This is a genomic window from Pseudomonas sp. JH-2 (assembly GCF_036231725.1).
Lineage (GTDB): Bacteria > Pseudomonadota > Gammaproteobacteria > Pseudomonadales > Pseudomonadaceae > Pseudomonas > Pseudomonas delhiensis.
Window position 1 is genome coordinate 96183 of the sequence record NZ_JAZAQP010000010.1, and the last position, 23025, is coordinate 119207.

Genomic DNA, 23025 nt, shown 5'->3' on the forward strand with positions numbered 1-23025 from the left:
TCGATCGGGTAGTGCGGCGGGGTGACCAGCCCGCGCTGGTTGATCAGGTCCGAGGTGAAGGCGATGTCGGCCGAGGAGAAGCGGAACACCGTGCCGATCAGCATGGCCATCTCTTCGTTGGTCAGGTGCTGCCTGGAGTGCTGGAAGTCGTAGAGGAAGGCATCGTTGAGGTCGATGTAGCCCTTCTGCTGGAAATAGCGCGTCAGCTTGCCGAGCACCAGCTGGTAGTAGGTCCGGGAGTCGGTGATGCCCTTGACCTGGGTTTGCACCAGGCGGTCCAGGTTGCTCACCGAGGTGTAGAGGTTCACCGGCGGGTTGAGCAGCAGCACGCGCTTGAAGTTGAAGCTGCGGCGGGTTTCGTCGAGGTGGCTGACGAAGGCCGCGTGCAGGGCGCCGAGGCTGTAGCCGGTGAGGTAGTAGTCGGTCACCGGCAGGCTCGGGTGCTGGGCGCGCACCGCCTGCATCACCCGGTACAGGTCGTCGGCGTCGTCGGGGCTGTAGCCGGGGGTGGCGCGCATCGAGGCGCCGGCCATGAAGTCCCAGCTGGTCGGCGAGGAAATCTGCACCACGTGGTAGCCGGCGCCGTAGAACAGGCCCTTGAGGTACTCGGGCGTGTTGCTGAGGTAGCTGGCGCCGGTGCCGGCGATGATGAACACCAGCGGCGCCGGGTGGTCCTGGCGGGCCAGCCGGTAGTGCAGCTTCTTCACCGGCCAGAAGTTGTCCGGCAGCTCGAACTCGCGCTCCGGGCGCAGCTTGAGGGCGTAGTCCTGCTGGTCGATGTCGGCGGGGTCCGGCAGCTGCGGGCGCAGCTCCACCGGGGTGGTGGCGATGGTCGCTTCGAAGGGGTTGCCCAGGGGGTAGCCGTAGCTGGCCGGGTCGACATCCCTGGCGAGCGCCGGGCCTGCGAAGCCCATGACGAGGCTGCCGAGCAGGGCAGCCACGCGCGTAAGCAGAGGCATGGGGTGGATTCCTTTCAGGGGGACGCGAAATGCAGTGAAACCGAGCACTATGACAAGCGCAAGTGCTTCAAGTGCTGTAGGACGCGTCAGAAATCCACTCCAGCGGTCGTTCAGTCGCGCCGGCCGAGGCGGGCGAGGGCATCGCCGGCCAGGCGGTAGACGGTCCATTCGTCCAGGGGCACGGCGCCCAGGCTGCGGTAGAAGCCGATGGCCGGTTCGTTCCAGTCCAGCACCGACCACTCCAGGCGCCCGCACTTGCGTTCCACCGCCAGGCGCGCCAGTTCGCTCAGCAGCTCCTTGCCCAGGCCCAGGCCACGGGCGCTGGGGCGCACGTAGAGGTCTTCGAGGTAGATGCCGGGCTGGCTCAGCCAGGTGGAGTAGTTGTGGAAGAACAGCGCGAAGCCGGCGCCGACGCCGTCCACTTCGCCGATCAGCACCTCGGCGTAGGGGCGCGGGCCGAACAGGTGCTCGTGCATGCGCCCGGCGTCGGCCTTGTTCTCGTGGGACAGGCGTTCGTAGTCGGCCAGCTCGGCGATCAGTTCGAGGATCAGCGGGACGTCGTCGGGGCGGGCGGGGCGCAGCTGGATGCGGGACATGGCGATCTCCTTGAAGCGGACCGCCGAGCATGCCGTGCCGGCCCGGCGCTGGCAACCTCGGCGGTGGGGGATGCACAGCTGCTGCAGCCGCCCACGCCAGGGGCTGCGCCTCTTGCATCGGCCCCCGCGCTGGTTATGCTGGGCGCCCTTCGCCTGCGGAAGTGGCGCCATGCCCCATCGTTCGTCGCTGATCCTGCTCTGCCTCGCCGCCCTCTGGCTGGCCGCCTGCTATGGCGTGCGCTTCGGCCTGCTGGAGAACGCCAGCTGGGTGGACGTGTGCGCCGAGGACGCGTCGCTGTGGGCCTGCCAGGCGCGCTCCGGGCTGGGCCTGCTGATTCATTTCGGGGTGTTCGGCCAGGCGGCGCTGGCGGCGTCGGTGCCGGCCTTCCTGGTTCCCGGGCGCATCGGTTGGTGGCTGGCGGCGCTGGCGCTGTTCGTCGGCCTGCTGGCGCTGGTGTTCTACAGCGTGAGCATGGCGGTGTTCGCCGTGGTGCTCGCCGGGCTGCGCCTGGTGCGCCAGCCGCGCCCGGCGCGGGCCTGAATCAGGCGGCTGGTGCCGGGGCCGCGGCGGCCAGGGTGTTTTCCTGGCGCAGGCCGCGCCACAGGGCCGCGCCGAGCAGCAGCGCGACCCCCGCCCAGGTCAGCGCCTGGCGGTTGTCCAGCCCTTCCAGCAGCAGCTGCGGGACGATGCCGGCGACTATCAGCAGCGCCAGCAGGCCGGCCTCGCGGCGCGGCGCCGCCACGGGGCGGCAGAGGTAGACCAGCGCCGGGAACAGCAGGGCCGCGTTGGGGAAGTTGCGGTAGCGCGCGTCGAACACCAGGGCCAGCATCCACACCGCGCCGGCGAAGCCGCTGGCCAGCAACCACCAGCTGCCACGAGCCTCCAGCCAGGCCAGCAGACGCGCGCGCCAGCCGGCGCCGGTACCCAGGGCCAGGGAGAGGTGCAGCAGCACCAGCAGGTTGAGCAGCACCAGGTAGGCCGCCCACAGCCACTCGTCGAGGAAGGTGCAGATCACCTGGGCCTGGGCGCCCCACAGGCCGACGCAGGCGGCGCCGAGGGCGGCAGCCAGTGGCTGCAGCAGGGCGTAGCGGGCGTGGGCCGGGCGGCCGCCGAGCAGCAGGGCTGCGCCCCACAGCGCCAGCGACAGAGTCAGCCAGAGCGGCCAGTCCGGCTGGTTGGAAACCGGCCCGGCGAGCACGTTCTTGTCCTGTCGGTCGGCGTCGAACAGGCCCCAGTAGCCGCCCACGGCGCCCTCGATGCGGCGCTTCCACGGCTGGTCGAAGGCCTCGATCAGATTGTAGCGCCAGCCGTGCTCCTCGGCCAGGCGCACGAAGCCGCGGATGTAGCGCGCCTCGTTGACGCGGCTGGGCAGGGCGGTCTGGCGCTGGCGGCCCTCGCTGGGCCAGCCGGTCTCGCCGATCAGGATGGCCTTGCCGGGGAAGGCGTGGTCGAAGCGCCGGCGGATGTCCGCGACGTGCTCCAGGGCGCCGTCGATGCCGCTGGGCTGGTTGTCCCAGTAGGGCAGCAGGTGCAGGGTGATGAAGTCGACGCCGGCGGCCAGCTGCGGGTGCTTCAGCCAGTACTCCCAGACCTCGGCATAGGATACCGGCTGGCGCACCTGGCTCTTCACCCGTGCCAGCAAGCCCTCGAGGTACTTGCTGGTGACCTCCTGGCGCAGCAGCGTCTCGTTGCCGACGATCACCGCCTGGACCACGTCGGGGTAGGCGTTGGCCGCCGCCACCAGCTTCTGCACCTCGCGCTCGCTGTCGGCGGGGATGGCGTTGATCCAGGCGCCGAGGATCAGCTTCAGGCCGTGCTTGCGCGCCAGTTCGGGAATGCCTTCTAGGCCGCTCATGGAATAGGTGCGCACGCAACCGAAACGCGTCGCCAGCAGCGCCAGGTCGGCGTCCATCTGCGCCGGGCGCAGGGTGAAGGGCTGGTCGAAGGGCGACTGGTCCTTGCCGAAGGGGCTGTAGGAGGCGCACTGCAGCTTGTGCGTGGGGCCGGCCGCGTCGGGCAGGACGATGGCGCGGCCCTGCAGGTACCAGGTGGCGCAGAGGGCCAGGGTGGCCAGGAGCAGGCCGAGACAGTAGGCTGAAAAAGGATGGCGCTGGAATCTGGGCATGGGCGCGGTGCTTTCGAGCAGGTCGCGCATCTTAGCAATGCCCCGGCTCCGGCGTCTGCGCAGACGAGCGTGGGATGGCTCTCTGGCATCAAGGGTGGACACGAGCATGTCGCAAATGCTCCGTGGTTGTCGTAATCAGGCAGTCGTTGTCGCGTACCGGCAGGTTGCGCGTCGTTCTCGGAGCAGCCCGCCGGCCCCTCGCGCAGATGATGGAGGGGCGGCCAAGACCGTCCCGGAGCGCTCGTTCCGGTGAACCTAGAACAAGGGGAGACTCTTATGCGAATGATGCGACGACTAATGGGCCTGGGTGCGGGGCTCGTGCTGTCGGCGGCAGCGGGCCTGGCCGGTGCGGCGGCCAAGCCGGAGATCACCATCGGCTACGTCGATGGCTGGTCGGACAGCGTGGCCACCACCCACGTGGCCGCCGAGGTGATCCGCGAGAAGCTCGGCTACCCGGTCAAGCTGATGCCGGTGGCGGCCGGGATCATGTGGCAGGGCGTGGCCCGCGGCAAGCTCGACGCCATGCTCTCGGCCTGGCTGCCGGTGACCCACGGCGCCTACTACGCGAAGATGAAGGACCAGGTGGTCGACCTGGGCGTGAACTACCCGGGGGCGAAGATCGGCCTGATCGTGCCGGAGTACGTCAAGGCCAACAGCATCGAAGACCTCAAGGCGATGAAGGACGACTTCGGCGGCCGCATCGTCGGCATCGACGCCGGCGCCGGGGTGATGCTCAAGACCGACCAGGCGATCAAGGACTACGGCCTGGACTACAAGCTGGTGGCCAGCTCCGGCAGCGGCATGATCGCCGAGCTGACCCGCGCCGAGAACGACAAGAAGGCGGTGGCGGTGACCGGCTGGATCCCGCACTGGATGTTCGCCAAGTGGAAGCTGAAGTTCCTCGACGATCCGAAGAAGGTCTACGGCGACGAGGAGCATGTCGACAGCGTGGCCAACCCGGCACTGGAGAAGAAGGCCCCGGAAGTCTGGGCGCTGCTGAAGAAACTGCAGTGGAAGGACGGCGCCGAGATCGGCCAGGTGATGCTCGCCATCCAGGACGGCGCCAAGCCCGAGGAGGCCGCCAAGCAGTGGGTGGCCAGCAACCCGGAGCGGGTCAAGGAGTGGACGCAGTAAGCTGGCGCGGGTCGTTCCGGGGCTGTTGCCCGGCTCGATCCGGGGTATGACGAAAGCCGCTTTCCTCCAGGGGGAAGCGGCTTTTCTGTCTGGGCGTTCGGCGCGGCCGGTGAGTCCTACCCTGCCGGGGGCACTGCTTCTCGTAGAAGAGCACATCGGCGCAGCCGGCAAGACAGTTGCTCCTACGCCTGCACCCGACCGTAGGGCGAATAACCGTTCGCGGTTATCCGCCGCCGGCCCGGGCTCCGGAGTCGAGGGCAATGGCGGATAACGCCGTAGGCGTTATGCGCCCTACCTGTCCGACATTGCCTTCGCACCGTGGCCGGAGGCTCTATCCCGCGCCTTCCAGTCCGCTACGACTAAAGTCGTCTGGAGGCCTTGCACCAGAGTCCTAAAGTGGGGATCGACGACATCCGCGTCATCCCCCGCTGTGAGGACAACAACAAAATGAACGACAGCATCTACCAGCGGATTGATACCAATCCGCGCTTCAAGGAACTGGTGGCCAAACGCGAGCGATTCGCCTGGCTGCTCTCACTGATCATGCTGGGCCTGTACGTGGCCTTCATCCTGCTGATCGCATTCGAACCGCAAGTGCTGGGCGCCAAGGTGAGCCCCGATTCCTCGGTGACCTGGGGCATTCCCATCGGCGTCGGGCTGATCCTGTCCGCCTTCGTCCTCACCGGCATCTACGTGCGCCGAGCCAATGGCGAGTTCGACCGCCTGAACCGAGAAGTCCTCAAGGAGGTCCAGCAATGATCGCCCGCCTGTTCGCGGCCCTCGGCCTGGCCGCCTTCGCCCCCGCCCTCTGGGCCGACGCCCTGACCGGCGACGTGCAACGCCAGCCGATCAACATCCCGGCGATCGTCATGTTCGTCGCCTTCGTCGGCTTCACCCTGTGCATCACCTACTGGGCCTCCAAGCGCAGCAAGTCGGCCGCCGACTTCTATACCGCCGGCGGCAGCATCACCGGCTTCCAGAACGGCCTGGCGATCGCCGGCGACTACATGTCCGCCGCGTCCTTCCTGGGGATTTCCGCGCTGGTGTTCGCCTCGGGCTACGACGGCCTGATCTACTCCATCGGCTTCCTCGTGGGCTGGCCGATCATCCTCTTCCTGATCGCCGAGCGCCTGCGCAACCTCGGCAAATACACTTTCGCCGACGTGGCCTCCTACCGCCTCAAGCAGAAGAACATCCGCACCCTGTCCGCCTGCGGCTCGCTGGTGGTGGTGGCCTTCTACCTGATCGCGCAGATGGTCGGCGCCGGCAAGCTGATCGAGCTGCTGTTCGGCCTGAACTACCACGTCGCGGTGGTCATGGTCGGCATCCTGATGGTGCTCTACGTACTGTTCGGCGGCATGCTCGCCACCACCTGGGTACAGATCATCAAGGCCGTGCTGCTGCTGTGCGGCGCTTCCTTCATGGCGATCATGGTGCTCAAGCACGTCAACTTCGACATCAGCGCGCTGTTCTCCGAAGCCATCAAGGTACACCCCAAGGGCGAGGCCATCATGAGCCCCGGCGGCCTGGTGAAGGACCCGATCTCGGCCTTCTCCCTGGGCTTCGCGCTGATGTTCGGCACCGCCGGCCTGCCGCACATCCTGATGCGCTTCTTCACCGTCAGTGACGCCAAGGAAGCCCGCAAGTCGGTGTTCTTCGCCACTGGTTTCATCGGCTACTTCTACATCCTGACCTTCATCATCGGCTTCGGCGCCATCGTGCTGGTGAGCACCAACCCGGCCTTCAAGGACGCCGCCGGCGCCCTGATCGGCGGCAACAACATGGCCGCCGTGCACCTGGCCGACGCCGTGGGCGGCAGCCTGTTCCTGGGCTTCATCTCCGCGGTGGCCTTCGCCACCATCCTCGCGGTGGTCGCCGGCCTGACCCTGGCCGGTGCCTCGGCGGTGTCCCACGACCTGTACGCCAGCGTGCTCAAGGGCGGCAAGGCCAACGAGAAGGACGAGCTGCGCGTGTCGAAGATCACCACCGTCGCCCTGGGCGTGGTCGCGATCATCCTCGGCATCCTGTTCGAGAAGCAGAACATCGCCTTCATGGTCGGCCTGGCCTTCTCCATCGCCGCCAGCTGCAACTTCCCGGTGCTGCTGCTCTCGATGTACTGGAAGAAGCTGACCACCCGCGGCGCCATGATCGGCGGCTGGCTGGGCCTGATCACCGCGGTGGTGCTGATGATCCTCGGCCCGACCATCTGGGTGCAGATCCTCGGCCACGAGAAGCCCATCTACCCGTTCGAATACCCGGCGCTGTTCTCCATGGCCGTGGCCTTCGTCGGCATCTGGTTCTTCTCCATCACCGACAAGTCGGCGGCGGCGGACGAGGAGCGCGCACGCTTCTTCCCGCAGTTCATCCGCTCGCAGACCGGCCTGGGCGCCAGTGGCGCGGTAGCCCACTGATGCCTCGCGGCTGACCCCGACGAAGCCGGAGGCCCGCCTCCGGCTTCGCCTTTTACGCACTGCCAAAAGGGGCTCGCGATGCCCGAGAGCTTCAACTTCTCCGCGCCGCCGTTCGACCAGTTGCGCGCGAGCGAGCGCCAGGCCTTCGCCGAGGCCCTGAGCGTCGCCTACTACACCAGTGGCGAGACCGTGCTCGAAGCCGGCGCCGCGGTGCCCTGCCTGTTCATCGTGCTCAAGGGCGTGGTGGAGGAGCGCGGCGAGGACGGCAAGCTGTTCGCCCAGTACGCCGGCGACGACCTCTTCGACATCCGCGGGCTGTTCTCCGGCAGCAGCAAGCACGACTACCGCGCGGTGGAGGAGAGCATCCTCTACGAACTGCCGGCCAGCACCTTCCACCAGCTGTGCGGCGACAACCCCGGCTTCGCCCGCTTCTTCCAGGCCGACCTCGCGGCCAAGCGCCAGCTGGCGCGGCGCGACGGGCAGAACCTGGCCGAATTCATCCTCACCCGCATCGCCCGCGAGCACCTGCTGCCGGCCCTCGAGGTGGACGCCGGGCTGCCTCTGGGCGACGCCGCGCGCCTGCAGCTCAGCCATGGCGCCGACGCCCTGCTGGTGCGCAGCGCCGGCGAGCTGGGCATCGTCACCCGCACCGACCTGATGCGCGCGCACTTCCGCGACGGCCGCGCCGAGGACGAGGCCATCGGCCCGCTGGCCCACGGCCCGCTGGCCAGCGTCGAGCTGGGCGACTTCCTGTTCGACGCCATGATCCTCATGACGCGCCTGCGCATCGAGCGCGTCGCGGTGCGCGAGGACGGCGAAATGGTCGGCCTGCTGCACCTGACCCAGGTGCTCAGCCTGTTCTCCACCCACTCCCACGTGCTGGCGCTGCGCATCGCCCGCGCCGAGACCGAGGAGGAGCTGCGCGCCGCCGCCGAGACCCTGCACACCCTGATCGCCACCCTGGCCGGCAACGGCATCCGCCTGCGCTTCATCATGCAACTGGTCGGTGCGCTCAACGAACAGCTGCTCGAACGTCTCTTCGAACTATTGATACCGCCGCCGTTGCGCAGCCGCTGCTGCCTGGTGGTGATGGGCAGCGAAGGCCGCGGCGAGCAGTTGCTCAAGACCGACCAGGACAACGCCCTGATCCTCGCCGACGACTTCCCCCGGGAGCAGGCCCTGGCGCTGATGCAGCGCTTCAGCGATGCCCTGCTGGCCTGCGGCTACCCGCCGTGCCCCGGCGGCGTCATGGCCAGCCATGCGGACTGGTGCAAGCCGCTGGCGGCCTGGCAGCGCGAGCTGAACACCACGGCCCTGGAAGGGCGCCCGGAGCAATTGCTGCGCCTGTCGATCCTCGCCGACGCCTGGCCGGTGGCCGGCAACCGCCAGCTGTTCGAGAGCCTGCGCCAGGGCCTGCTGGGCTTCGCCACGGACGGCGAGCGCTGGCTGGCGGACATTGCCGTGGCGGCCCTGCAGTTCGACACGCCGCTGACCTTCCTCGGCCAGTTGAAGACCCGCGAGGAACACCTGGACATCAAGCGCGGCGGCATCTTCCCCATCGTCCATGGCTGCCGCGTGCTGGCCCTGCGCGAGGGCCTGGAGGTCCGCGGCAGCCTGGCCCGGCTGGAGGCGCTGCAGGCGCGCGGGGTGCTCGACGAGGGCCTGGCGGAGAACCTCGCCGAGGCCTTCGAACTGTTCCTGCAACTGCGCCTGACCCAGCAACTGGCCGGCGAGCGCGACGGCCGCCAGCAGGGCCTGGACGTGGCCCGCCTGAGCCGCCACGAGCGCGACATGCTGCGCTTCGGCCTGCACGCGGTGAAGAAATTCAAGCAGAGCCTGGAAAGGCAGTTCCACCTGGAGAGCCGATGAACGCCCTGGTGAAGATTCCCGACCAGCACTGGTCCGGCTGGCGCCGCCGGCTGTACTGGTACCTGCACGCCCCGGAGGAGGCCGAGGAAATCGTCTCCCTGGACCTGGAGACCACCAGCCTCGACCCGCGCAAGGCGGACATCCTGAGCATAGGCGCGGTGCTCATCCGCCGCGGCAAGCTGGTGCTCGGCGAGCGCCTGGAACTGCTGGTGGAGCCGCCGGCCAGCCTCGACGGCGAGTCGATCCGCATCCACAAGCTGCGCCGCGCCGACCTCGAAGGCCAGCTGCCGCTGGACGAGGCGCTGCGCCGGACGCTGGCCTTCATCGGCGACCGCCCGCTGCTGGGCTACTACCTGTCGTTCGACGTCGCCGTGCTGCGCCGCCACCTGCGCGAGCGCCTGGGCGAGGCCCTGGTCAACCCGCGCATCGAGGTCTCCGCGCTGTACCAGCGCAAGATGGCGCGGCGCTACCCGGACCTGCACCTGGACCTGCGCTTCGACACCCTGGCGCGCACCCTGGGCATCCCCGTGGAAGGCCGCCATACGGCGCTGGGCGATGCGCGCAGCGTGGCGCTGATGTTCCTGCGCCTGCGCAAGGGCTCGCTGCCCGACCTGCAGCACTGAGCGCCGGGCCCGCGGCGCAGAAAAACTGAATCCCGGCGCAGCGGCGCCGGTCCCAATAGCAGGTGGGCAGCCCCGTGCGCTGCCCGTTCCGCGGACGCGGGCCCGCAGCGCAGGCCTGCCGCCCGACTGCCTACGGGAGACGCACCATGGGAACCATTCTGCTGGTCATCCTCATTCTTCTGCTCATCGGCGGCCTGCCGGTGTATCCCTATTCACGCAGCTGGGGCTACGGGCCCTCGGGGATCCTCGGCGTGGTCCTGGTGGTGTTGCTGGTCATGCTGTTGCTGGGCTACGTGTAGCGTGAACCCTTCGCGGTTCGCCGCAGGCTGGAGGGGCGCAAAGTGATCCAGGACACAGCCGGGCATCCCTCCACGTCCTACCATGATGGCCTTTTGGGGGACGGGGGAAAGGGAATGCTCGGAGTCGTACTGGTCGCCCTGGGCAGCCTGTGGCTGCTCGGCCAGTTGTTCAGCGGCCTGGTGGCGCTGCCGGCGGCGGACTGGCTGGCGCGGGAGAGCGATCCGCAACGCTACTGGCAGTTCGTCTACTTCGCCCCCGCCCTGTTGCTGGCGCTGGGGGCCTTTCTGTTGCGCTACCGCGTGCACTCGTTCGCCGGCCTGCGCCGCGAGAAGGTCAATTGCGCGACCTTCCTGCTGATCTTCGCGGGCGTCGCCCTGGTCCTCGGGAAGCTTTCCTGCCTGCTTCTTCCATTGTTCTGAAGGCCGCGTCCGCCCTGGCTGTGGCGCCGGTTTGCCGGCGCCATTCAGCAGCCTGATTAAAGCGCAGCGCGGGTGGAGCCTTGGCTACACTGCCGGACAATTCCCCGGACAAGACAAGGCAACCCCCTATGCAAAACCGCATGATGATCACCGGCGCCGGTTCCGGCCTGGGCCGCGAAATCGCCCTGCGCTGGGCCCGCGAAGGCTGGCGCCTGGCCCTGGCCGACATCAACGACGAAGGCCTGGCCGAAACCCTGCGCCTGGTGCGCGAGGCCGGCGGCGACGGCTTCACCCAGCGCTGCGACGTGCGCGACTACAGCCAGCTCACCGCCCTGGCCCAGGCCTGCGACGAGAAGCTCGGCGGCATCGACATCATCGTCAACAACGCCGGCGTGGCCTCCGGCGGCTTCTTCGAGGAGCTGTCGCTGGAAGACTGGGACTGGCAGATCTCCATCAACCTGATGGGCGTGGTCAAGGGCTGCAAGGCCTTCCTGCCGCTGCTGGAGCGCAGCCACGGGCGGATCATCAACATCGCCTCCATGGCGGCGCTGATGCAGGGCCCGGCGATGAGCAACTACAACGTGGCCAAGGCCGGCGTGGTGGCGCTCTCGGAGAGCCTGCTGGCCGAGCTGGGCCTGGTGGACGTGAAGGTCCACGTGGTCTGCCCGTCGTTCTTCCAGACCAACCTGCTGGACTCCTTCCGCGGCCCCAGCCCGGAAATGAAGAGCCAGGTGGGCAAGCTGCTGGAAGGCTCGCCGATCAGCGCCGCCGACATCGCCGACTACATCCACCAGGAGGTCGGGCGCGGCAGCTTCATGATCCTGCCCCACGAGCAGGGCCGCCTCGCCTGGCAGGTCAAGCAGCAGAACCCGCAGGCGATCTACGACGAAATGACGCGCATGGCGCAGAAGATGAAGGCCAAGCAGCGCAACCCGGCCTGAGTTTCTGCACCGCTTCGGTGCAAGCGAAAACAGGGCTTGCCCAGGGCGGTGCAAAAGCGTAGTTTGGCGTCACCGGCCTGCCTGCCGATGTATGTTGGACCCCAGTGAAAGCCCCGCCTCCATCGCGGGGCTTTCGCTTTTCCGGGCCGGCCACGCAACATTGCCGCCTGCTGCTTTCCCGGCGCCGGCGCCTGTGCTAGAAGGCAGCGTCGTCCACAGGGAGTCTCAGCGTCTTGCAGTCCGAATCCATCGTCTATGGTTGCATCCGCGACTGGCCCGGCGACTCCATGGAGCGGCGCCTGCGCCGCGCGGCCAACCGCAAGGTGCTGGACAGCCTGCCGGTGGGCGAGGCCTGGCCGTTCCTCGGCCGCGAGATGTTCAGCCGCTGCGAGCAGGAAGGCGCCGGCCTGTACCAGTCGCAGGTGATCCACTTCGGCGCCAGCTACCCGGCCATCGAATACGAATGGAACCTGTGGGTGGAACAGTTCGAGGCACTGCTCAAGCGCCTGTACTGGGCCAGCGCTGTGGTCCACCTGGAAACCGAACTCAACGGCTGCCACACCTTCCGCTGGGAATCCGAACGCGGCTTCCACAGCCCCCGGGAAGGCGACCTGCGGGTACGCTGCGCCTGGGAACGCGAGGGCGGCCTGCGCGGCTGAGCCCCAAGGAAAGCGAGATGCTCAACTACCTCTGGTTCCTCCTTGCCGCCTTCTGCGAGATCGCCGGCTGCTACGCCTTCTACCTCTGGCTGCGCCTGGACCGCACGCCCCTGTGGATAATTCCCGGATTGTTCAGCCTGCTGTGCTTCGCCCTGCTGCTGACCCGCGTCGAGGCGGCCTATGCCGGGCGCTCCTACGCGGCCTATGGCGGCATCTACGTGGCGGCGTCGCTGTTCTGGCTGGCGTATGTGGAGAAAAGCCGGCCGCTGTGGAGCGATTGGCTGGGCGTGGCGCTGTGCATCGTCGGAGCGAGCGTGGTGCTGCTGGGGCCGAAGCTGGCGCCTTGATGGAGGCTGGCTTTTCGTAGGAGCGAGCTTGCTCGCGAATGGTGTTTGCTGGGGATTTCAGGTGCTGGGCTTTAGAGCACCCTCTCCCCAACCCTCTCCCTGAAGGGAGAGGGGGCCGTTCGGTGTCTGGGGTGGTTTCTATGCCCGCCGGCAATGCTGGAGTTGCCGGCAAGCACTGTCGTTTCGGTATGCACGGATAGCTCCCTCTCCCTTCAGGGAGAGGGCGGGGGGAGAGGGTTGCAAGGGGCAGCTGAGCACCAGGAGCCAGGTTCGCGAGCAAGCTCGCTCCTACGAAAAGCAGCCCCCCTCAATCCTCCAGCCACTCCTTGGGCACTTCCACCTTGAGCATCAGCTGGCACTGCTGGCTCTCCGGGTCGAACACGATCACCGCCTCGCCGCGCCTGAGCGCGTGGCGGGCGCGTTCGACGCGGGTGGCCAGGGGCGTGTCGTCGCCGTTGTCGGTGCCTTCGCGGGTGACGAAGTCTTCCAGCAGGTTGTTGAGGGTCTCGGCTTCGAGCAGGTCGTGGGGGATCAGCATGGCGGACATTCATCGGCATGGGGTGGAACAGGCGGCGATTCTAGTCGCGCGCGGGCTTGCCGGCGAGCCCGGGGCGCCTCAGTGGCGCCCCTTTTCGTCGTCCTTGTTGTTGTCCAGCAGTTCGCCCACCGGTTGCACGTGGGTGGTGCTCTCCATGTGCACCGGGTGTTCCAGCTGCTTGCTGAAGCGCTCGATGGCGCCTTCCTGGGGCTCGGCGTCGCTGTCGAACACCGGCGGGCTGAGCAGGTAGGCGCAGAGCAGCCGGGCCAGGTTGGACAGGCTGTCGATGTGGGTGCGCTCGTAGCCGTGGGTGGCGTCGCAGCCGAAGGCCAGCAGGGCGGTGCGGATGTCGTGGCCGGCCTCGATCGCCGACTGGGCGTCGCTGTGGTAGTAGCGGAACAGGTCGCGGCGCACCGCCACCTCGTGGCGCTCGGCCAGGCGCAGCAGGTGCCGGGAGAGGTGGTAGTCGTAGGGCCCGCCGGAGTCCTGCAGGGCCACGCTCACCGCGTGCTCGCTGGAGTTCTGCCCCTCGGCCACCGGGGCGATGTCGATGCCGACGAACTCGCTGACGTCCCAGGGCAGGGCGCCGGCTGCGCCGGAGCCGATCTCCTCGGTGATGGTGAACAGCGGGTGGCAGTCGATGGGCGGTTCCTGGCCGCTTTCCACCACCGCCTTGAGCGCCGCCAGCAACGCCGCCACGCCGGCCTTGTCGTCCAGGTGGCGGGCACTGATGTGGCCGCTGTCGGTGAACTCCGGCAGCGGGTCGAAGGCCACGAAGTCGCCGATGGACACGCCCAGCGCGGCGCTGTCGGCCGGGCTCACGGTGTAGGCGTCCAGGCGCAGCTCGACGTGGTCCCAACTGATCGGCAGGCTGTCCACCGCGGTGTTGAAGGCGTGCCCGGAGGCCATCAGCGGCAGCACGCTGCCGCGCAGCACGCCGTTGTCGCAGAACACGGTGACGCGGCTGCCCTCGGCGAAGCGGCTCGACCAGCAGCCCACCGGGGCCAGGGCCAGGCGGCCGTTGGGCTTGATCTCGCGGACGATGGCGCCGATGGTGTCCAGGTGCGCCGAGACCGCGCGGTCCGGACTGTTGCGCCGGCCGGCGAGGGTCGCGCGGATGGTTCCGCGGCGGGTCATCTCGAAGGGGATGCCGATCTCCTCCAGGCGCTCGGCCACGTAGCGCACGATGGTGTCGGTGAAGCCGGTGGGGCTGGGGATGGCGAGCATCTCCAGCAGCACCCGCTGCAGGTAGTTGAGGTCCGGTTGCGGCAGTCGGCTCATGCGGGCACCTCGCGTTCCAGGGGTTCGCGGCTGAGCGGGAAGAGCAGGTCGAGGAAGCGCTCGGCGGTGGGTTGCGGTTCGTGGTTGGCCAGGCCCGGGCGCTCGTTGGCCTCGATGATCACGTAGGCCTCGCCTTCCACGTCGGGCACCAGCAGGTCCAGCCCGGTGACCGGGATCTCCAGCGCCCGCGCGGCGCGGATGGCGGCCTCGCGCAGGGCCGGGTGGAGCTTGTCGGTGACGTCTTCCAGGGTGCCGCCGGTGTGCAGGTTGGCGGTGCCGCGCACGGCCAGGCTGCGGCCTTCGGGCAGCACGTCGTCGTAGCCGAAGCCGGCGGCGTGCAGGGTGCGCTCGGTCTCGCCGTCCAGCGGGATGCGGCTTTCGCCGTCGGTGGCGGCCTGGCGCCGGCGGCTCTGCGCCTCGATCAGCTGGCGGATGCTGTGGCGGCCGTCGCCGATCACCGTGGCCGGGTGGCGCACCGCCGCGGCCACCACTTCGTAGCCGATCACCAGCACGCGCAGGTCCTGGCCGGGGTGGTAGCTCTCCAGCAGCACGCGGCCGTCGAACTGGTGGGCATGCTCGATGGCCGCCTCGACCTCCTCGATCTTCGTCAGGTTCACCGCCACGCCCTGGCCCTGCTCGCCGTCCACCGGCTTGACCACCAGCGCGCCGTGCTCGGCGAGGAACGCGGCGTTGTCCCTGGCGCTGCCGGCCAGGCGCTGCTGCGGCTGCTTCAGCCCGGCGCGGGCGAGGGCGCGGTGGGTCAGGCGCTTGTCCTGGCAGAGGGTCATGCTCACCGCGCTGGTCAGGTCGCACAGCGACTCGCGGCAGCGGATGCGCCGGCCGCCCTGGGTCAGGCTGAAGAGGCCGGCGGCGGCGTCCTGCACCTGCACCTCGATGCCGCGGCGATGGGCCTCGTCGACGATGATCCGGGCGTAGGGGTTCAGGCCCTGCTCGGGGCCCGGGCCGAGGAACAGCGGCTGGTTGATGCCGTTCTTGCGCTTGATGGCGAAGGTCGCCAGCTCGCGGAAGCCGAGCTTGCGGTACAGCGCCTTCGCCTGCTGGTTGCTGTGCAGCACCGAGAGGTCGAGGTAGGCCAGCTCGCGGCTCATGAAGTGCTCGATCAGGTGGCGCACCAGCGCCTCGCCGACGCCCGGGCGGCTGCACTGCGGGTCCACCGCCAGGCACCAGAGGCTGGAGCCGCGCTCGGGGTCGTGGAAGGCCTTGGTGTGGTTCAGGCCCATGACCGCGCCCACGGCGTTGCCGGTGGCGCTGTCCTCGGCCAGCCAGTAGGTGGGGCCGCCCTGGTAGTGCGGGGTGAGCCGCTCGGCGTCCACCGGCAGCATGCCGCGCGCCAGGTACAGGCGGTTGACCGCCGCCCAGTCGTCCTCGCCGTGCACCCGGCGGATGCGGAAGCCGCGGAAGGAGCGGTGCGCCGGCCGGTAGTCGGTGAACCACAGGCGCAGGGTGTCGGAGGGGTCGAGGAACAACTGCTGCGGGGCATGCGCCAGCACCTGCTGCGGCGCCGCCACGTAGAGCGCGATGTCGCGCTCGCCGGGGCGCTCGTTGAGCAGCTCGGCGGCCAGCGCGTCGGGTTCGGCGAAGGTGTGCCCGATCAGCAGCCGGCCCCAGCCGCAGTGCAGGCTGTGGGGCTCGCAGCCGGGCTGCTCGTGGTCCTCGGCGAAGCGCGCCTGCAGGCGCTGGTAGGTCGGCACCTGGCCGCGCAGCAGGCGCTGGTTGTGCGGATGGGGCAGGTTGAAATGGCTTTTCATGGTTCGCTCCCTGGTGGGCGGGCCGCCGGTACGGTGCCGGTGGCCCGCGCTGCTGGCTGGGTCAGATTCCCTGTTCGGTCAGCCAGAGGTTGAGGGCGGCCAGCTGCCAGAGCTTGGAGCCGCGCAACGGGGTGAGGTCGTCCTGCGGGTTGCCGAGCAGGCGGTCGATCTGCGCCAGCTCGAACAGGCCGCGGTCCTGGCTGGGGTCCAGCAGCAGCTCGCTGACCCAGGCCCGGGTGTTGCCCTGCAGGTGCTTGAGCCCCGGCACCGGGAAATAGCCCTTGGGCCGGTCGATCACCTCGGCCGGGATCACCCGCCGCGCCGCGGCCTTGAGCACCTGCTTGCCGCCGTCGCCGAGCTTGAAGCGCGCCGGGATGCGCGCCGAGAGCTCGGCCAGGCGGTAGTCGAGGAACGGCACGCGGGCTTCCAGGCCCCAGGCCATGGTCATGTTGTCGACGCGCTTGACCGGGTCGTCCACCAGCATGATGGTGCTGTCCAGGCGCAGCGCCTTGTCCACCGCGTCGCTGGCGCCGGGCATGGCGAAGTGCTCGGCGACGAAGGCCTGGGCCACGTCCTCCACGCGCATGGCCGGGCGCACGGTGCTCTGGTATTCGCCATGGCTGCGGTCGAAGAAGGCCGCGCGGTAGGCATGTAGCGGCGAGGCGGCGTCGACCATGGGCGGGTACCAGTGGTAGCCGGCGAAGAGCTCGTCGGCGCCCTGGCCGCTCTGCACCACCTTGCAGTGCTTCGATACCTCGCGGGCGAGCAGGTAGAAGGCGATGCAGTCGTGGCTGACCATGGGCTCGCTCATGGCGCGGAAGGCCGCCGGCAACTGCTCGATCACCTCCTTCTCGGCGATGCGCAGCTGGTGGTGGCGCGTGCCGTAGCGGCGGGCGATGAGGTCGGAGTAGTGGAACTCGTCGCCGCGCTCGCCGCCGGCATCCTCGAAGCCGATGGAGAACGTCAGCAGGTCTTCCACCCCGGCCTCGTGCAGCAGGCCGACCAGCAGGCTGGAGTCCACCCCGCCGGAGAGCAGCACGCCCACCTCGCGGGCCGCGCGCTGGCGGATGCCGACCGCTTCGCGCAGGCTGTCCAGCACGCGGTCTTCCCAGTCTTCCAGGCGCAGTTCGCGCTCGTCCTCGCGGCAGCCGTATTCCAGGCGCCACCAGCAGTGCTGCTCGCTGCGGCCGTCGGCGTCGATGCTCATCCAGGTCGCCGGCGGCAGCTTGCGCACGCCGTTGAGGAGGGTGCGCGGGGCGGGCACCACGGCGTGGAAGTTCAGGTAGAGGTTGAGCGCCTCGGCATCCAGGCTGGTGTCGACGCCGCCGCCCTGCAGCAGCGCCGGCAGGCTGGAGGCGAAGCGCAGGCGCTGGCCGTCGCGGGCGAGGTACAGCGGCTTGATGCCCAGGCGGTCGCGGGCGATGAACAGCCGGCGGGCGTCACGCTCCCAGATGGCGAAGGCGAACATGCCATTGAGCCTGGGCAACAGGTCCTTGCCCCAGGCGTGGTACCCCTTGAGCAGCACCTCGGTGTCGCCGCCGGAGAAGAAGCGGTAGCCCAGCGCTTCCAGCTCCTTGCGCAGCTCGGGGTAGTTGTAGATGGCGCCGTTGAACACCAGGGACAGGCCCAGGGTGGTGTCGATCATCGGCTGGCCGGAGGCTTCGGCCAGGTCCATGATCTTCAGACGGCGGTGGCCGAGGGCCACCGGCCCTTCGCTGTGGAACCCCCAGGCGTCCGGGCCGCGGGGGGCGAGATGGTGAGTGATGCGTTCGACCGCCGCGAGGTCGGCCGGTTGCTCGTCGAAACGTAGTTCTCCTGCTATGCCGCACATTTTCCTTACCGGTTCTCCGTTGGGGATGAATGGGGGGTCAGGCCGGGGCCCTTTTTTCGTGTTAACAGAAAGACTGTTTCATGTGAAAGTAGTTCTATGATTTTTTTATGAAAAAATGCCTGATAAGTTCGGATAATTGATTATGGCTGAAAGGAATATGTCCACGGAGGACGCCTACGCGCTGTCCATGTTCCAGGCCCTGCGGCGGCTGCAGCAGGGTAGCGAGGTGCATGCCAAGCGCCTGGGCCGCTACGGCGGGCTGACGCCGCTGCAGCTGCTGATCCTGCAGGTGCTGCTGGTGGAGCGGGAGATCACCGCCAGCCGCCTGGCCAAGCGTGTGAGCCTGTCCCAGGCCTCGCTCTCCGGCGTCCTCGACCGCCTGGAGAGCCGCGGCCTGCTGGCCCGCCGGCGCGACGAGCAGGACAGGCGCAAGCAATGGCTGCTGCTGGAAGACGCCGGCCGCGACGCGCTGCAGTCGGCGCCGCCGCTGCTGCCGGAATACGTGCTGGCGCGCTTCGCCGAGCTGCCCGAGTGGGAGCGCCATGCGGTGCTGGCGGGGTTGCTGCGGGCAGCGGAACTGTTCGAGTTGCCGGAGGAGGAAGAAGAGGAATGAGGGGCCACGCCATGGCCTGGCTGGGGGGCTGATCACGGACGGAGTCCGCTCCTACAGGTTGCCGAGGCACAGCATTTCCCCGTAGGAGCGGACTCTGTCCGCGATTCGCGCGCAGGGCGCGCTCCTACAGGAGAATGGTGTGGGTGGGGCACTACCGTTCGCGGTTATCCGCCGTTGGCCGTAACACCGGGGCCGCCCGCGGCGGATAACGCCGTAGGCGTTATGCGCCCTACGATGTCGCCATTACCCTTGGCCCTCATGCCAACAGCTTCTGCGCCGCCAGCGACAGGCTCACCGCCAGCAGCATCACCGCGAAGATCCGTTGCAGGGTCGCCCCGCCCAGGCGCAGGGCCAGGCGGTTGCCGGCCAGCACGCCGAGGGCGCCGCCGGCGGCCAGCGCCGCCAGCAGCGGCATGGGCGGCTGGGCGTGGCTGAGGTAGAGCAGGAAGCCACCGCCGGAGACCAGGGCGATCACCGCCATGGAGGTGGCCGTGGCCGCCAGCATCGACAGCGGGGTGAACCACAGCAGCCCCGGCACTATCAGGAAGCCGCCGCCGACCCCCATCAGCCCCGAGAGCAGCCCCACCGCCAGGCCCAGGCCGAGCAGCGGCGCGTTGCCCGTGGCCTGGCCGGCGGTTTTCGGCATGGCCGCGCCGCGCCACATGCGCCAGGCCGACCACAGCACCAGGGCGCAGAAGCCGAGGATCAGCACCGCGTCGGGGATGAAGCGGCCGAGCCACTGGCCCAGGGCGTTGCCCGGCCAGCCGGTGAGGGTCAGCCAGAGCAGCGGGCGCCAGGCCACCTGGCCTTGGCGTGCGCGGGGGATGGCGCCGATCAGGGCGGACAGCGCCACCGCGCCCAGGCTCACGCCGATGGCGTCGTGCAGCGGCAGGTGCAGGCTCAGCAGCAGCGGCAGCGCCACCAGCGAGCCGCCGGCGCCGGTGAGGCCCAGCAGCAGGCCGAGGATCAGGCCGATGGCGGTGGATTCGAAGAGCAGGGTGTCCATCTGGCTCGGGGCTCCGGTGGTCCGGTGGCGCGGGGTGATCAGGACTTCTGGCCGCGCACCAGCTCGCGCAGGAAGAAGCGGTTGGGATGGCAGGCCTCGGCCACGGCACGGGGCAGGGGCAGCGGCTCGTCGTCCAGCCAGGCCGCCAGCAGTTCGCCGGACAGCGGCGCGCTGATCAGCCCGCGGGAGCCGTGGGCGCTGTTCAGGTACAGGCCGTCGAGCCAGGGGCAGGGGGTATCCGGCACCTGGCGGGCATCCTTGGCCAGCACGGCGTAGGCTTCGGCGAAGGCTTCGCGCGCGGCCAGCGGGCCGATCAGCGGCAGGTAGTCCGGGGTGGTGCAGCGGAACGCGGCGCGGCCTGCGAGGGCCGCCGGGTCCTGCGGGCCCAGGCGCTGCTGCAGGTCCGGGGAGATTTCCCGCAGCAGGTCGAGGTTGCCCTGGTGCTCGGCGACGGTGGGCTGCAGGTCGTCGCTGTGGAAGTCGAAGCTGGCGCCCAGGGTGTGTTCGCCCAGGCGCGGTGGGGCGACGTAGCCCTCGGCGCAGACCACGGTGCGCAGCGCCGCGCTGTCGGCGCTGGCCGGCAGGCGGCTGATCTGCCCGCGGATGCGCTTGAGCGGCAGGCTGGCCGCGCCGGGGAAGGCGCGCACCTCGGCGGCGGTGGCGAGGATGGCGACCGGCGCACTGGCCAGGCGCCGCTCGCCACTGCAGGCATGCCACTGCCCGTCTTCGCGCTCCAGGCGCACCTCATGGCCGCTCAGCAGCTCGATGTCCGGGTGTTCGGCCAGGGCCCGGCACAGCGCCGGTGGATGCGCCCAGCCGGCTTCGGGGAAGAACAGCCCGCCAGCCGGCAGGGCGATGCCCGCGCGGGCCTCGGCTTCTTCCTTCGACAGGACTTGCAGCAGGTCTTCGGGGAAGGCTTCGGCCAGCTTCGCCTGGCGCTTGCCCTCGGCCTCGTCGAAGGCCAGCTGCAGCACGCCGCAGGCGTCCCAGTCGGTGCCGCGCCGCAGGCGTTCCAGCAGCCGGCGGGTATGGCCGAAACCGGCCACCACCAGGCGCGACAGCGCCGTGCCGTGGGCCGAGAGCTTGAGGTAGAGCACGCCCTGGGGGTTGCCCGAGGCTTCCGCGGCCAGCTCGCCATGGCGCTCCACCAGGCTCACCTTCCAGCCGCGCGCGGCCAGGCTGGCGGCCGTGGCGCAGCCGGCCAGGCCGCCGCCGACCACCAATGCACGGCGCTCGCCCGCGGGCGCCGGCGGGCGCGCGTACCAGGGTCTGGCAGCGTCCTGCGGTTGGCCCTGGAACTGGCCCACCAGCATCTCGCGCTTCTGCCCGAAGCCCTTGACCCGCTGCATGGCGAAGCCGGCGGCGATCAGCCCGCGGCGCACGAATCCTGCACTGGTGAAGGTGGCGAGCGTCGCGCCGGGGGCGGCCAGCCGCGCCAGTTCGGCGAACAGCGGCTCGGTCCACATCTCCGGGTTCTTCGCCGGGGAGAAACCGTCGAGGAACCAGGCGTCGATGCGCGCGTCCAGCTCCGGCAGGGTTTCCAGCACGTCGCCCACCAGCAGGGTGAGCACCACCCGGCCACCGGCGAACACCAGGCGCTGGAAACCGGGGTGGATGGCGTGGTACTGCGCCAGCAGCTGTTCGCTCCAGGGCCGCAGTTCGTCCCACAGGGCCAGGGCGCGCACCAGGTCGTCGCGGCGCAGCGGGTACTTTTCCACGCTGACGAAATGCAGGCGCGCGTCCGGCGGGGCCAGGGCCTCGAACTGGCGCCAGGCGCAGAGGAAGTTCAGGCCGGTGCCGAAGCCGGTCTCGCCGATGCACAGGCGCCCGCCCGCCGGCAGTGCGGCGAAGCGCCGCGGCAGCTGGTTGCCGTCGAGGAACACGTGGTGGGTTTCCGCCAGGCCCGAGGCACGGGAGAAGTACACGTCGCCGTAGGCGCGCGACAGGGGCTGGCCGTTGTCGTCCCAGTCGAGCTGGGCGCTGTGGATATCGGGCATGGGCGTACCGGCAGTAAAGCGAAGCGCGCATTTTAGCCGATCCCCCGCGCAGACAGTCTGCGTCACATCCGCTACCTTCAATGCAACCCGCAGTCAGGAGGCAGTGCATGTTCGAATCCGCCGAGATCGGCCATTCCATCGACAAGGAAACCTACGAGAGGGAAGTCACGGAGCTGCGCGAAGCCTTGCTGGAGGCCCAGTACGAGCTCAAGCGGCAGGCGCGGTTCCCGGTGATCATCCTGATCAACGGCATCGAGGGGGCCGGCAAGGGCGAGACGGTCAAGCTGCTCAACGAGTGGATGGACCCGCGGCTGATCCAGGTGGACAGTTTCCTCTGGCCCACCGACGAGGAACTCGCGCGCCCGCCGCAGTGGCGCTTCTGGCGGCGCCTGCCGCCCAAGGGGCGCACCGCGATCTTCTTCGGCAACTGGTACAGCCAGATGCTCCACGCGCGGGTCAACGGCGACATCAAGGACAGCCGCCTGGACGTGGCCATCGACGCCGCCGAGCGTTTCGAGCGCATGCTCTGCGACGAGGGCGCGCTGATCTTCAAGTTCTGGTTCCACCTGTCCAAGAAGCAGCTCAAGGAGCGCCTGAAGACCCTGGAGAAGGACCCGCAGCGTTCCTGGCAGCTGAGCGAGATCGACTGGCAGCAGAGCGAGGTCTACGACAAGTTCGTGCGCTACGGCGAGCGCGTGCTGCGCCGCACCAGCCGCGACTACGCGCCCTGGTACGTAGTCGAGGGCGTGGACGAGCGCTACCGCAGCCTGACCATCGGCCGCACCATCCTCGAAGGCCTGCAGGCGGCGCTCGACGTCAAGGACCGGCCCCGCCGCCAGCCCCACGCCGCGCCGCTGGTGGCCAGCCTGGACAACCGCGGCCTGCTCGACAGCCTCGACCTGAGCCTGGCGTTGAGCAAGGACCAGTACAAGACCCAGCTGGCCCAGGAGCAGGCGCGCCTGGCCACGCTGATCCGCGACAAGCGCTTCCGCCAGCATTCGCTGATCGCCGTGTTCGAGGGCAACGACGCCGCCGGCAAGGGCGGCGCCATCCGCCGCGTCACCGACGCCCTGGACCCGCGCCAGTACCACATCGTGCCCATCGCCGCGCCCACCGAGGAAGAACGCGCCCAGCCGTACCTGTGGCGCTTCTGGCGGCACATGCCGGCGCGCCGGCAGTTCACCATCTTCGACCGTTCCTGGTACGGCCGGGTGCTGGTGGAGCGCGTCGAGGGCTTCTGCCCGCCGGCTGATTGGCTGCGTGCCTACTCGGAGATCAACGACTTCGAGGAGCAACTGGTGGAGTTCGGCATAGTGGTGGTGAAGTTCTGGCTGGCCATCGACAAGGACACCCAGTACCAGCGTTTCAAGGAGCGCGAGAGCATTCCCTTCAAGCGCTACAAGATCACCGAGGAAGACTGGCGCAACCGCGACAAGTGGGACCAGTACGTCGACGCGGTGGGCGACATGGTGGACCGCACCAGCACCGAGATCGCGCCCTGGACCCTGATCGAGGCCAACGACAAGCGCTTCGCCCGGGTCAAGGTGCTGCGCACCCTCAACGATGCGCTGGAGGCGGCGTACAGGAAGGACAAGTGAAGGAGGCG

The 23025-nt window shown here is 69.1% G+C and carries 22 protein-coding genes; 13 read left to right on the forward strand and 9 right to left on the reverse strand.

The genetic code is table 11. From position 1 onward, the window contains the following. A partial coding sequence (locus VV867_RS09860; RefSeq protein WP_328566253.1) for a serine/threonine protein kinase occupies nucleotides 1-959 on the reverse strand: 959 nt, incomplete at its 3' end. Nucleotides 960-1069: 110 nt separating this feature from the next. Then, complete coding sequence (locus VV867_RS09865; protein WP_328566254.1) at nucleotides 1070-1555, reverse strand: GNAT family N-acetyltransferase; 486 nt, start codon at nucleotides 1553-1555, stop codon at nucleotides 1070-1072. Nucleotides 1556-1724: 169 nt separating this feature from the next. On the opposite strand from VV867_RS09865, the gene VV867_RS09870 reads away from it, so the two are divergent. Continuing rightward, a complete protein-coding gene (locus tag VV867_RS09870) occupies nucleotides 1725-2096 on the forward strand; it encodes a hypothetical protein (protein WP_109936634.1) in 372 nt (123 codons plus the stop codon). A gap of 1 nt (nucleotide 2097) precedes the next feature. On the opposite strand, the gene VV867_RS09875 is transcribed toward VV867_RS09870, so the two are convergent. Then, nucleotides 2098-3681 carry a glycoside hydrolase family 17 protein gene (locus VV867_RS09875; RefSeq protein WP_109937341.1) on the reverse strand — a complete coding sequence of 528 codons (1584 nt, stop codon included), beginning with the start codon at nucleotides 3679-3681 and terminating at the stop codon, nucleotides 2098-2100. Between the two features lie 276 nt (nucleotides 3682-3957). Here VV867_RS09875 and VV867_RS09880 point away from each other — a divergent pair, with 276 nt between their 5' ends. The 10 genes from VV867_RS09880 to VV867_RS09925 all read left to right on the forward strand — a co-directional run bounded on the left by VV867_RS09880 (nucleotide 3958) and on the right by VV867_RS09925 (nucleotide 12384). Next, nucleotides 3958-4815: a glycine betaine ABC transporter substrate-binding protein gene (locus VV867_RS09880; RefSeq protein WP_109936635.1), complete on the forward strand. Its 858-nt coding sequence runs from the start codon at nucleotides 3958-3960 to the stop codon at nucleotides 4813-4815. Between the two features lie 447 nt (nucleotides 4816-5262). Then, nucleotides 5263-5574 (forward strand): DUF485 domain-containing protein, encoded by a 312-nt coding sequence (locus VV867_RS09885; protein WP_109937342.1) that lies wholly within the window; start codon nucleotides 5263-5265, stop codon nucleotides 5572-5574. After that, nucleotides 5571-7226: a cation acetate symporter gene (locus VV867_RS09890; protein WP_109936636.1), complete on the forward strand. Its 1656-nt coding sequence runs from the start codon at nucleotides 5571-5573 to the stop codon at nucleotides 7224-7226. The genes VV867_RS09885 and VV867_RS09890 overlap by 4 nt, the downstream gene beginning before the upstream one ends. Nucleotides 7227-7304: 78 nt before the next feature. After that, nucleotides 7305-9095, forward strand: coding sequence for a DUF294 nucleotidyltransferase-like domain-containing protein (locus VV867_RS09895; RefSeq protein ID WP_328566255.1), 1791 nt, complete (start codon nucleotides 7305-7307; stop codon nucleotides 9093-9095). Then, nucleotides 9092-9718 (forward strand): 3'-5' exonuclease, encoded by a 627-nt coding sequence (locus VV867_RS09900; protein ID WP_109936638.1) that lies wholly within the window; start codon nucleotides 9092-9094, stop codon nucleotides 9716-9718. Before VV867_RS09895 ends, VV867_RS09900 begins: the two co-directional genes overlap by 4 nt. Nucleotides 9719-9864: 146 nt before the next feature. Further along, on the forward strand, nucleotides 9865-10017 hold the full coding sequence (locus tag VV867_RS09905) for a DUF3309 family protein (protein WP_009620484.1): 153 nt from the start codon (nucleotides 9865-9867) through the stop codon (nucleotides 10015-10017). Nucleotides 10018-10131: 114 nt separating this feature from the next. Then, a complete protein-coding gene (locus VV867_RS09910; protein ID WP_089393064.1) occupies nucleotides 10132-10437 on the forward strand; it encodes a hypothetical protein in 306 nt (101 codons plus the stop codon). A gap of 128 nt (nucleotides 10438-10565) precedes the next feature. Further along, complete coding sequence (locus tag VV867_RS09915; protein ID WP_328566256.1) at nucleotides 10566-11378, forward strand: SDR family oxidoreductase; 813 nt, start codon at nucleotides 10566-10568, stop codon at nucleotides 11376-11378. Between the two features lie 233 nt (nucleotides 11379-11611). Next, on the forward strand, nucleotides 11612-12037 hold the full coding sequence (locus VV867_RS09920; protein ID WP_089393062.1) for a hypothetical protein: 426 nt from the start codon (nucleotides 11612-11614) through the stop codon (nucleotides 12035-12037). A 17-nt stretch (nucleotides 12038-12054) separates the two neighbouring features. Further along, on the forward strand, nucleotides 12055-12384 hold the full coding sequence (locus VV867_RS09925; protein WP_089393061.1) for a YnfA family protein: 330 nt from the start codon (nucleotides 12055-12057) through the stop codon (nucleotides 12382-12384). A gap of 307 nt (nucleotides 12385-12691) precedes the next feature. Here the strand turns inward: VV867_RS09925 and VV867_RS09930 are convergent, their stop codons facing one another. The 4 genes from VV867_RS09930 to VV867_RS09945 form a co-directional block, all read right to left on the reverse strand. After that, entirely contained in the window at nucleotides 12692-12922 is a 231-nt protein-coding gene (locus tag VV867_RS09930; RefSeq protein ID WP_089393060.1) for a YheU family protein, read from the reverse strand. A gap of 78 nt (nucleotides 12923-13000) precedes the next feature. Beyond that, a complete protein-coding gene (locus VV867_RS09935; RefSeq protein ID WP_109936641.1) occupies nucleotides 13001-14203 on the reverse strand; it encodes an osmoprotectant NAGGN system M42 family peptidase in 1203 nt (400 codons plus the stop codon). Continuing rightward, nucleotides 14200-15972, reverse strand: coding sequence for an N-acetylglutaminylglutamine synthetase (ngg, locus tag VV867_RS09940; RefSeq protein WP_328566257.1), 1773 nt, complete (start codon nucleotides 15970-15972; stop codon nucleotides 14200-14202). Before ngg ends, VV867_RS09935 begins: the two co-directional genes overlap by 4 nt. Nucleotides 15973-16033: 61 nt before the next feature. Then, complete coding sequence (locus VV867_RS09945) at nucleotides 16034-17803, reverse strand: N-acetylglutaminylglutamine amidotransferase (protein WP_328566258.1); 1770 nt, start codon at nucleotides 17801-17803, stop codon at nucleotides 16034-16036. Nucleotides 17804-17960: 157 nt separating this feature from the next. On the opposite strand from VV867_RS09945, the gene VV867_RS09950 reads away from it, so the two are divergent. Then, a complete protein-coding gene (locus VV867_RS09950; protein ID WP_256595984.1) occupies nucleotides 17961-18416 on the forward strand; it encodes a MarR family winged helix-turn-helix transcriptional regulator in 456 nt (151 codons plus the stop codon). Nucleotides 18417-18672: 256 nt separating this feature from the next. On the opposite strand, the gene VV867_RS09955 is transcribed toward VV867_RS09950, so the two are convergent. Beyond that, the gene (locus tag VV867_RS09955; protein WP_328566259.1) at nucleotides 18673-19422 is read right to left on the reverse strand and encodes a sulfite exporter TauE/SafE family protein; all 750 of its coding nucleotides are present in this window, start codon (nucleotides 19420-19422) and stop codon (nucleotides 18673-18675) included. Nucleotides 19423-19460: 38 nt separating this feature from the next. Next, nucleotides 19461-21419: a bifunctional tRNA (5-methylaminomethyl-2-thiouridine)(34)-methyltransferase MnmD/FAD-dependent 5-carboxymethylaminomethyl-2-thiouridine(34) oxidoreductase MnmC gene (gene mnmC, locus VV867_RS09960; protein WP_328566260.1), complete on the reverse strand. Its 1959-nt coding sequence runs from the start codon at nucleotides 21417-21419 to the stop codon at nucleotides 19461-19463. 107 nt (nucleotides 21420-21526) lie between these two features. Between mnmC and pap the strand changes: the two genes are divergently transcribed. After that, nucleotides 21527-23017, forward strand: coding sequence for a polyphosphate:AMP phosphotransferase (gene pap, locus VV867_RS09965; RefSeq protein ID WP_109933602.1), 1491 nt, complete (start codon nucleotides 21527-21529; stop codon nucleotides 23015-23017). Nucleotides 23018-23025 lie beyond the last annotated feature (8 nt).

Excerpts from the sequence above, each read along its gene's own strand:
- VV867_RS09895 (WP_328566255.1), top strand. The coding sequence starts at position 7,305 with ATGCCCGAGAGCTTCAACTTCTCCGCGCCGCCGTTCGACCAGTTGCGC.
- VV867_RS09870 (WP_109936634.1), top strand. The coding sequence starts at position 1,725 with ATGCCCCATCGTTCGTCGCTGATCCTGCTCTGCCTCGCCGCCCTCTGG.
- pap (WP_109933602.1), top strand. The coding sequence starts at position 21,527 with ATGTTCGAATCCGCCGAGATCGGCCATTCCATCGACAAGGAAACCTAC.
- VV867_RS09915 (WP_328566256.1), top strand. The coding sequence starts at position 10,566 with ATGCAAAACCGCATGATGATCACCGGCGCCGGTTCCGGCCTGGGCCGC.
- VV867_RS09945 (WP_328566258.1), bottom strand. The coding sequence starts at position 17,803 with ATGTGCGGCATAGCAGGAGAACTACGTTTCGACGAGCAACCGGCCGAC.
- ngg (WP_328566257.1), bottom strand. The coding sequence starts at position 15,972 with ATGAAAAGCCATTTCAACCTGCCCCATCCGCACAACCAGCGCCTGCTG.
- VV867_RS09890 (WP_109936636.1), top strand. The coding sequence starts at position 5,571 with ATGATCGCCCGCCTGTTCGCGGCCCTCGGCCTGGCCGCCTTCGCCCCC.
- VV867_RS09955 (WP_328566259.1), bottom strand. The coding sequence starts at position 19,422 with ATGGACACCCTGCTCTTCGAATCCACCGCCATCGGCCTGATCCTCGGC.
- VV867_RS09885 (WP_109937342.1), top strand. The coding sequence starts at position 5,263 with ATGAACGACAGCATCTACCAGCGGATTGATACCAATCCGCGCTTCAAG.
- VV867_RS09905 (WP_009620484.1), top strand. The coding sequence starts at position 9,865 with ATGGGAACCATTCTGCTGGTCATCCTCATTCTTCTGCTCATCGGCGGC.
- mnmC (WP_328566260.1), bottom strand. The coding sequence starts at position 21,419 with ATGCCCGATATCCACAGCGCCCAGCTCGACTGGGACGACAACGGCCAG.
- VV867_RS09880 (WP_109936635.1), top strand. The coding sequence starts at position 3,958 with ATGCGAATGATGCGACGACTAATGGGCCTGGGTGCGGGGCTCGTGCTG.
- VV867_RS09910 (WP_089393064.1), top strand. The coding sequence starts at position 10,132 with ATGCTCGGAGTCGTACTGGTCGCCCTGGGCAGCCTGTGGCTGCTCGGC.
- VV867_RS09865 (WP_328566254.1), bottom strand. The coding sequence starts at position 1,555 with ATGTCCCGCATCCAGCTGCGCCCCGCCCGCCCCGACGACGTCCCGCTG.
- VV867_RS09950 (WP_256595984.1), top strand. The coding sequence starts at position 17,961 with ATGTCCACGGAGGACGCCTACGCGCTGTCCATGTTCCAGGCCCTGCGG.
- VV867_RS09925 (WP_089393061.1), top strand. The coding sequence starts at position 12,055 with ATGCTCAACTACCTCTGGTTCCTCCTTGCCGCCTTCTGCGAGATCGCC.
- VV867_RS09935 (WP_109936641.1), bottom strand. The coding sequence starts at position 14,203 with ATGAGCCGACTGCCGCAACCGGACCTCAACTACCTGCAGCGGGTGCTG.
- VV867_RS09875 (WP_109937341.1), bottom strand. The coding sequence starts at position 3,681 with ATGCCCAGATTCCAGCGCCATCCTTTTTCAGCCTACTGTCTCGGCCTG.
- VV867_RS09930 (WP_089393060.1), bottom strand. The coding sequence starts at position 12,922 with ATGCTGATCCCCCACGACCTGCTCGAAGCCGAGACCCTCAACAACCTG.
- VV867_RS09900 (WP_109936638.1), top strand. The coding sequence starts at position 9,092 with ATGAACGCCCTGGTGAAGATTCCCGACCAGCACTGGTCCGGCTGGCGC.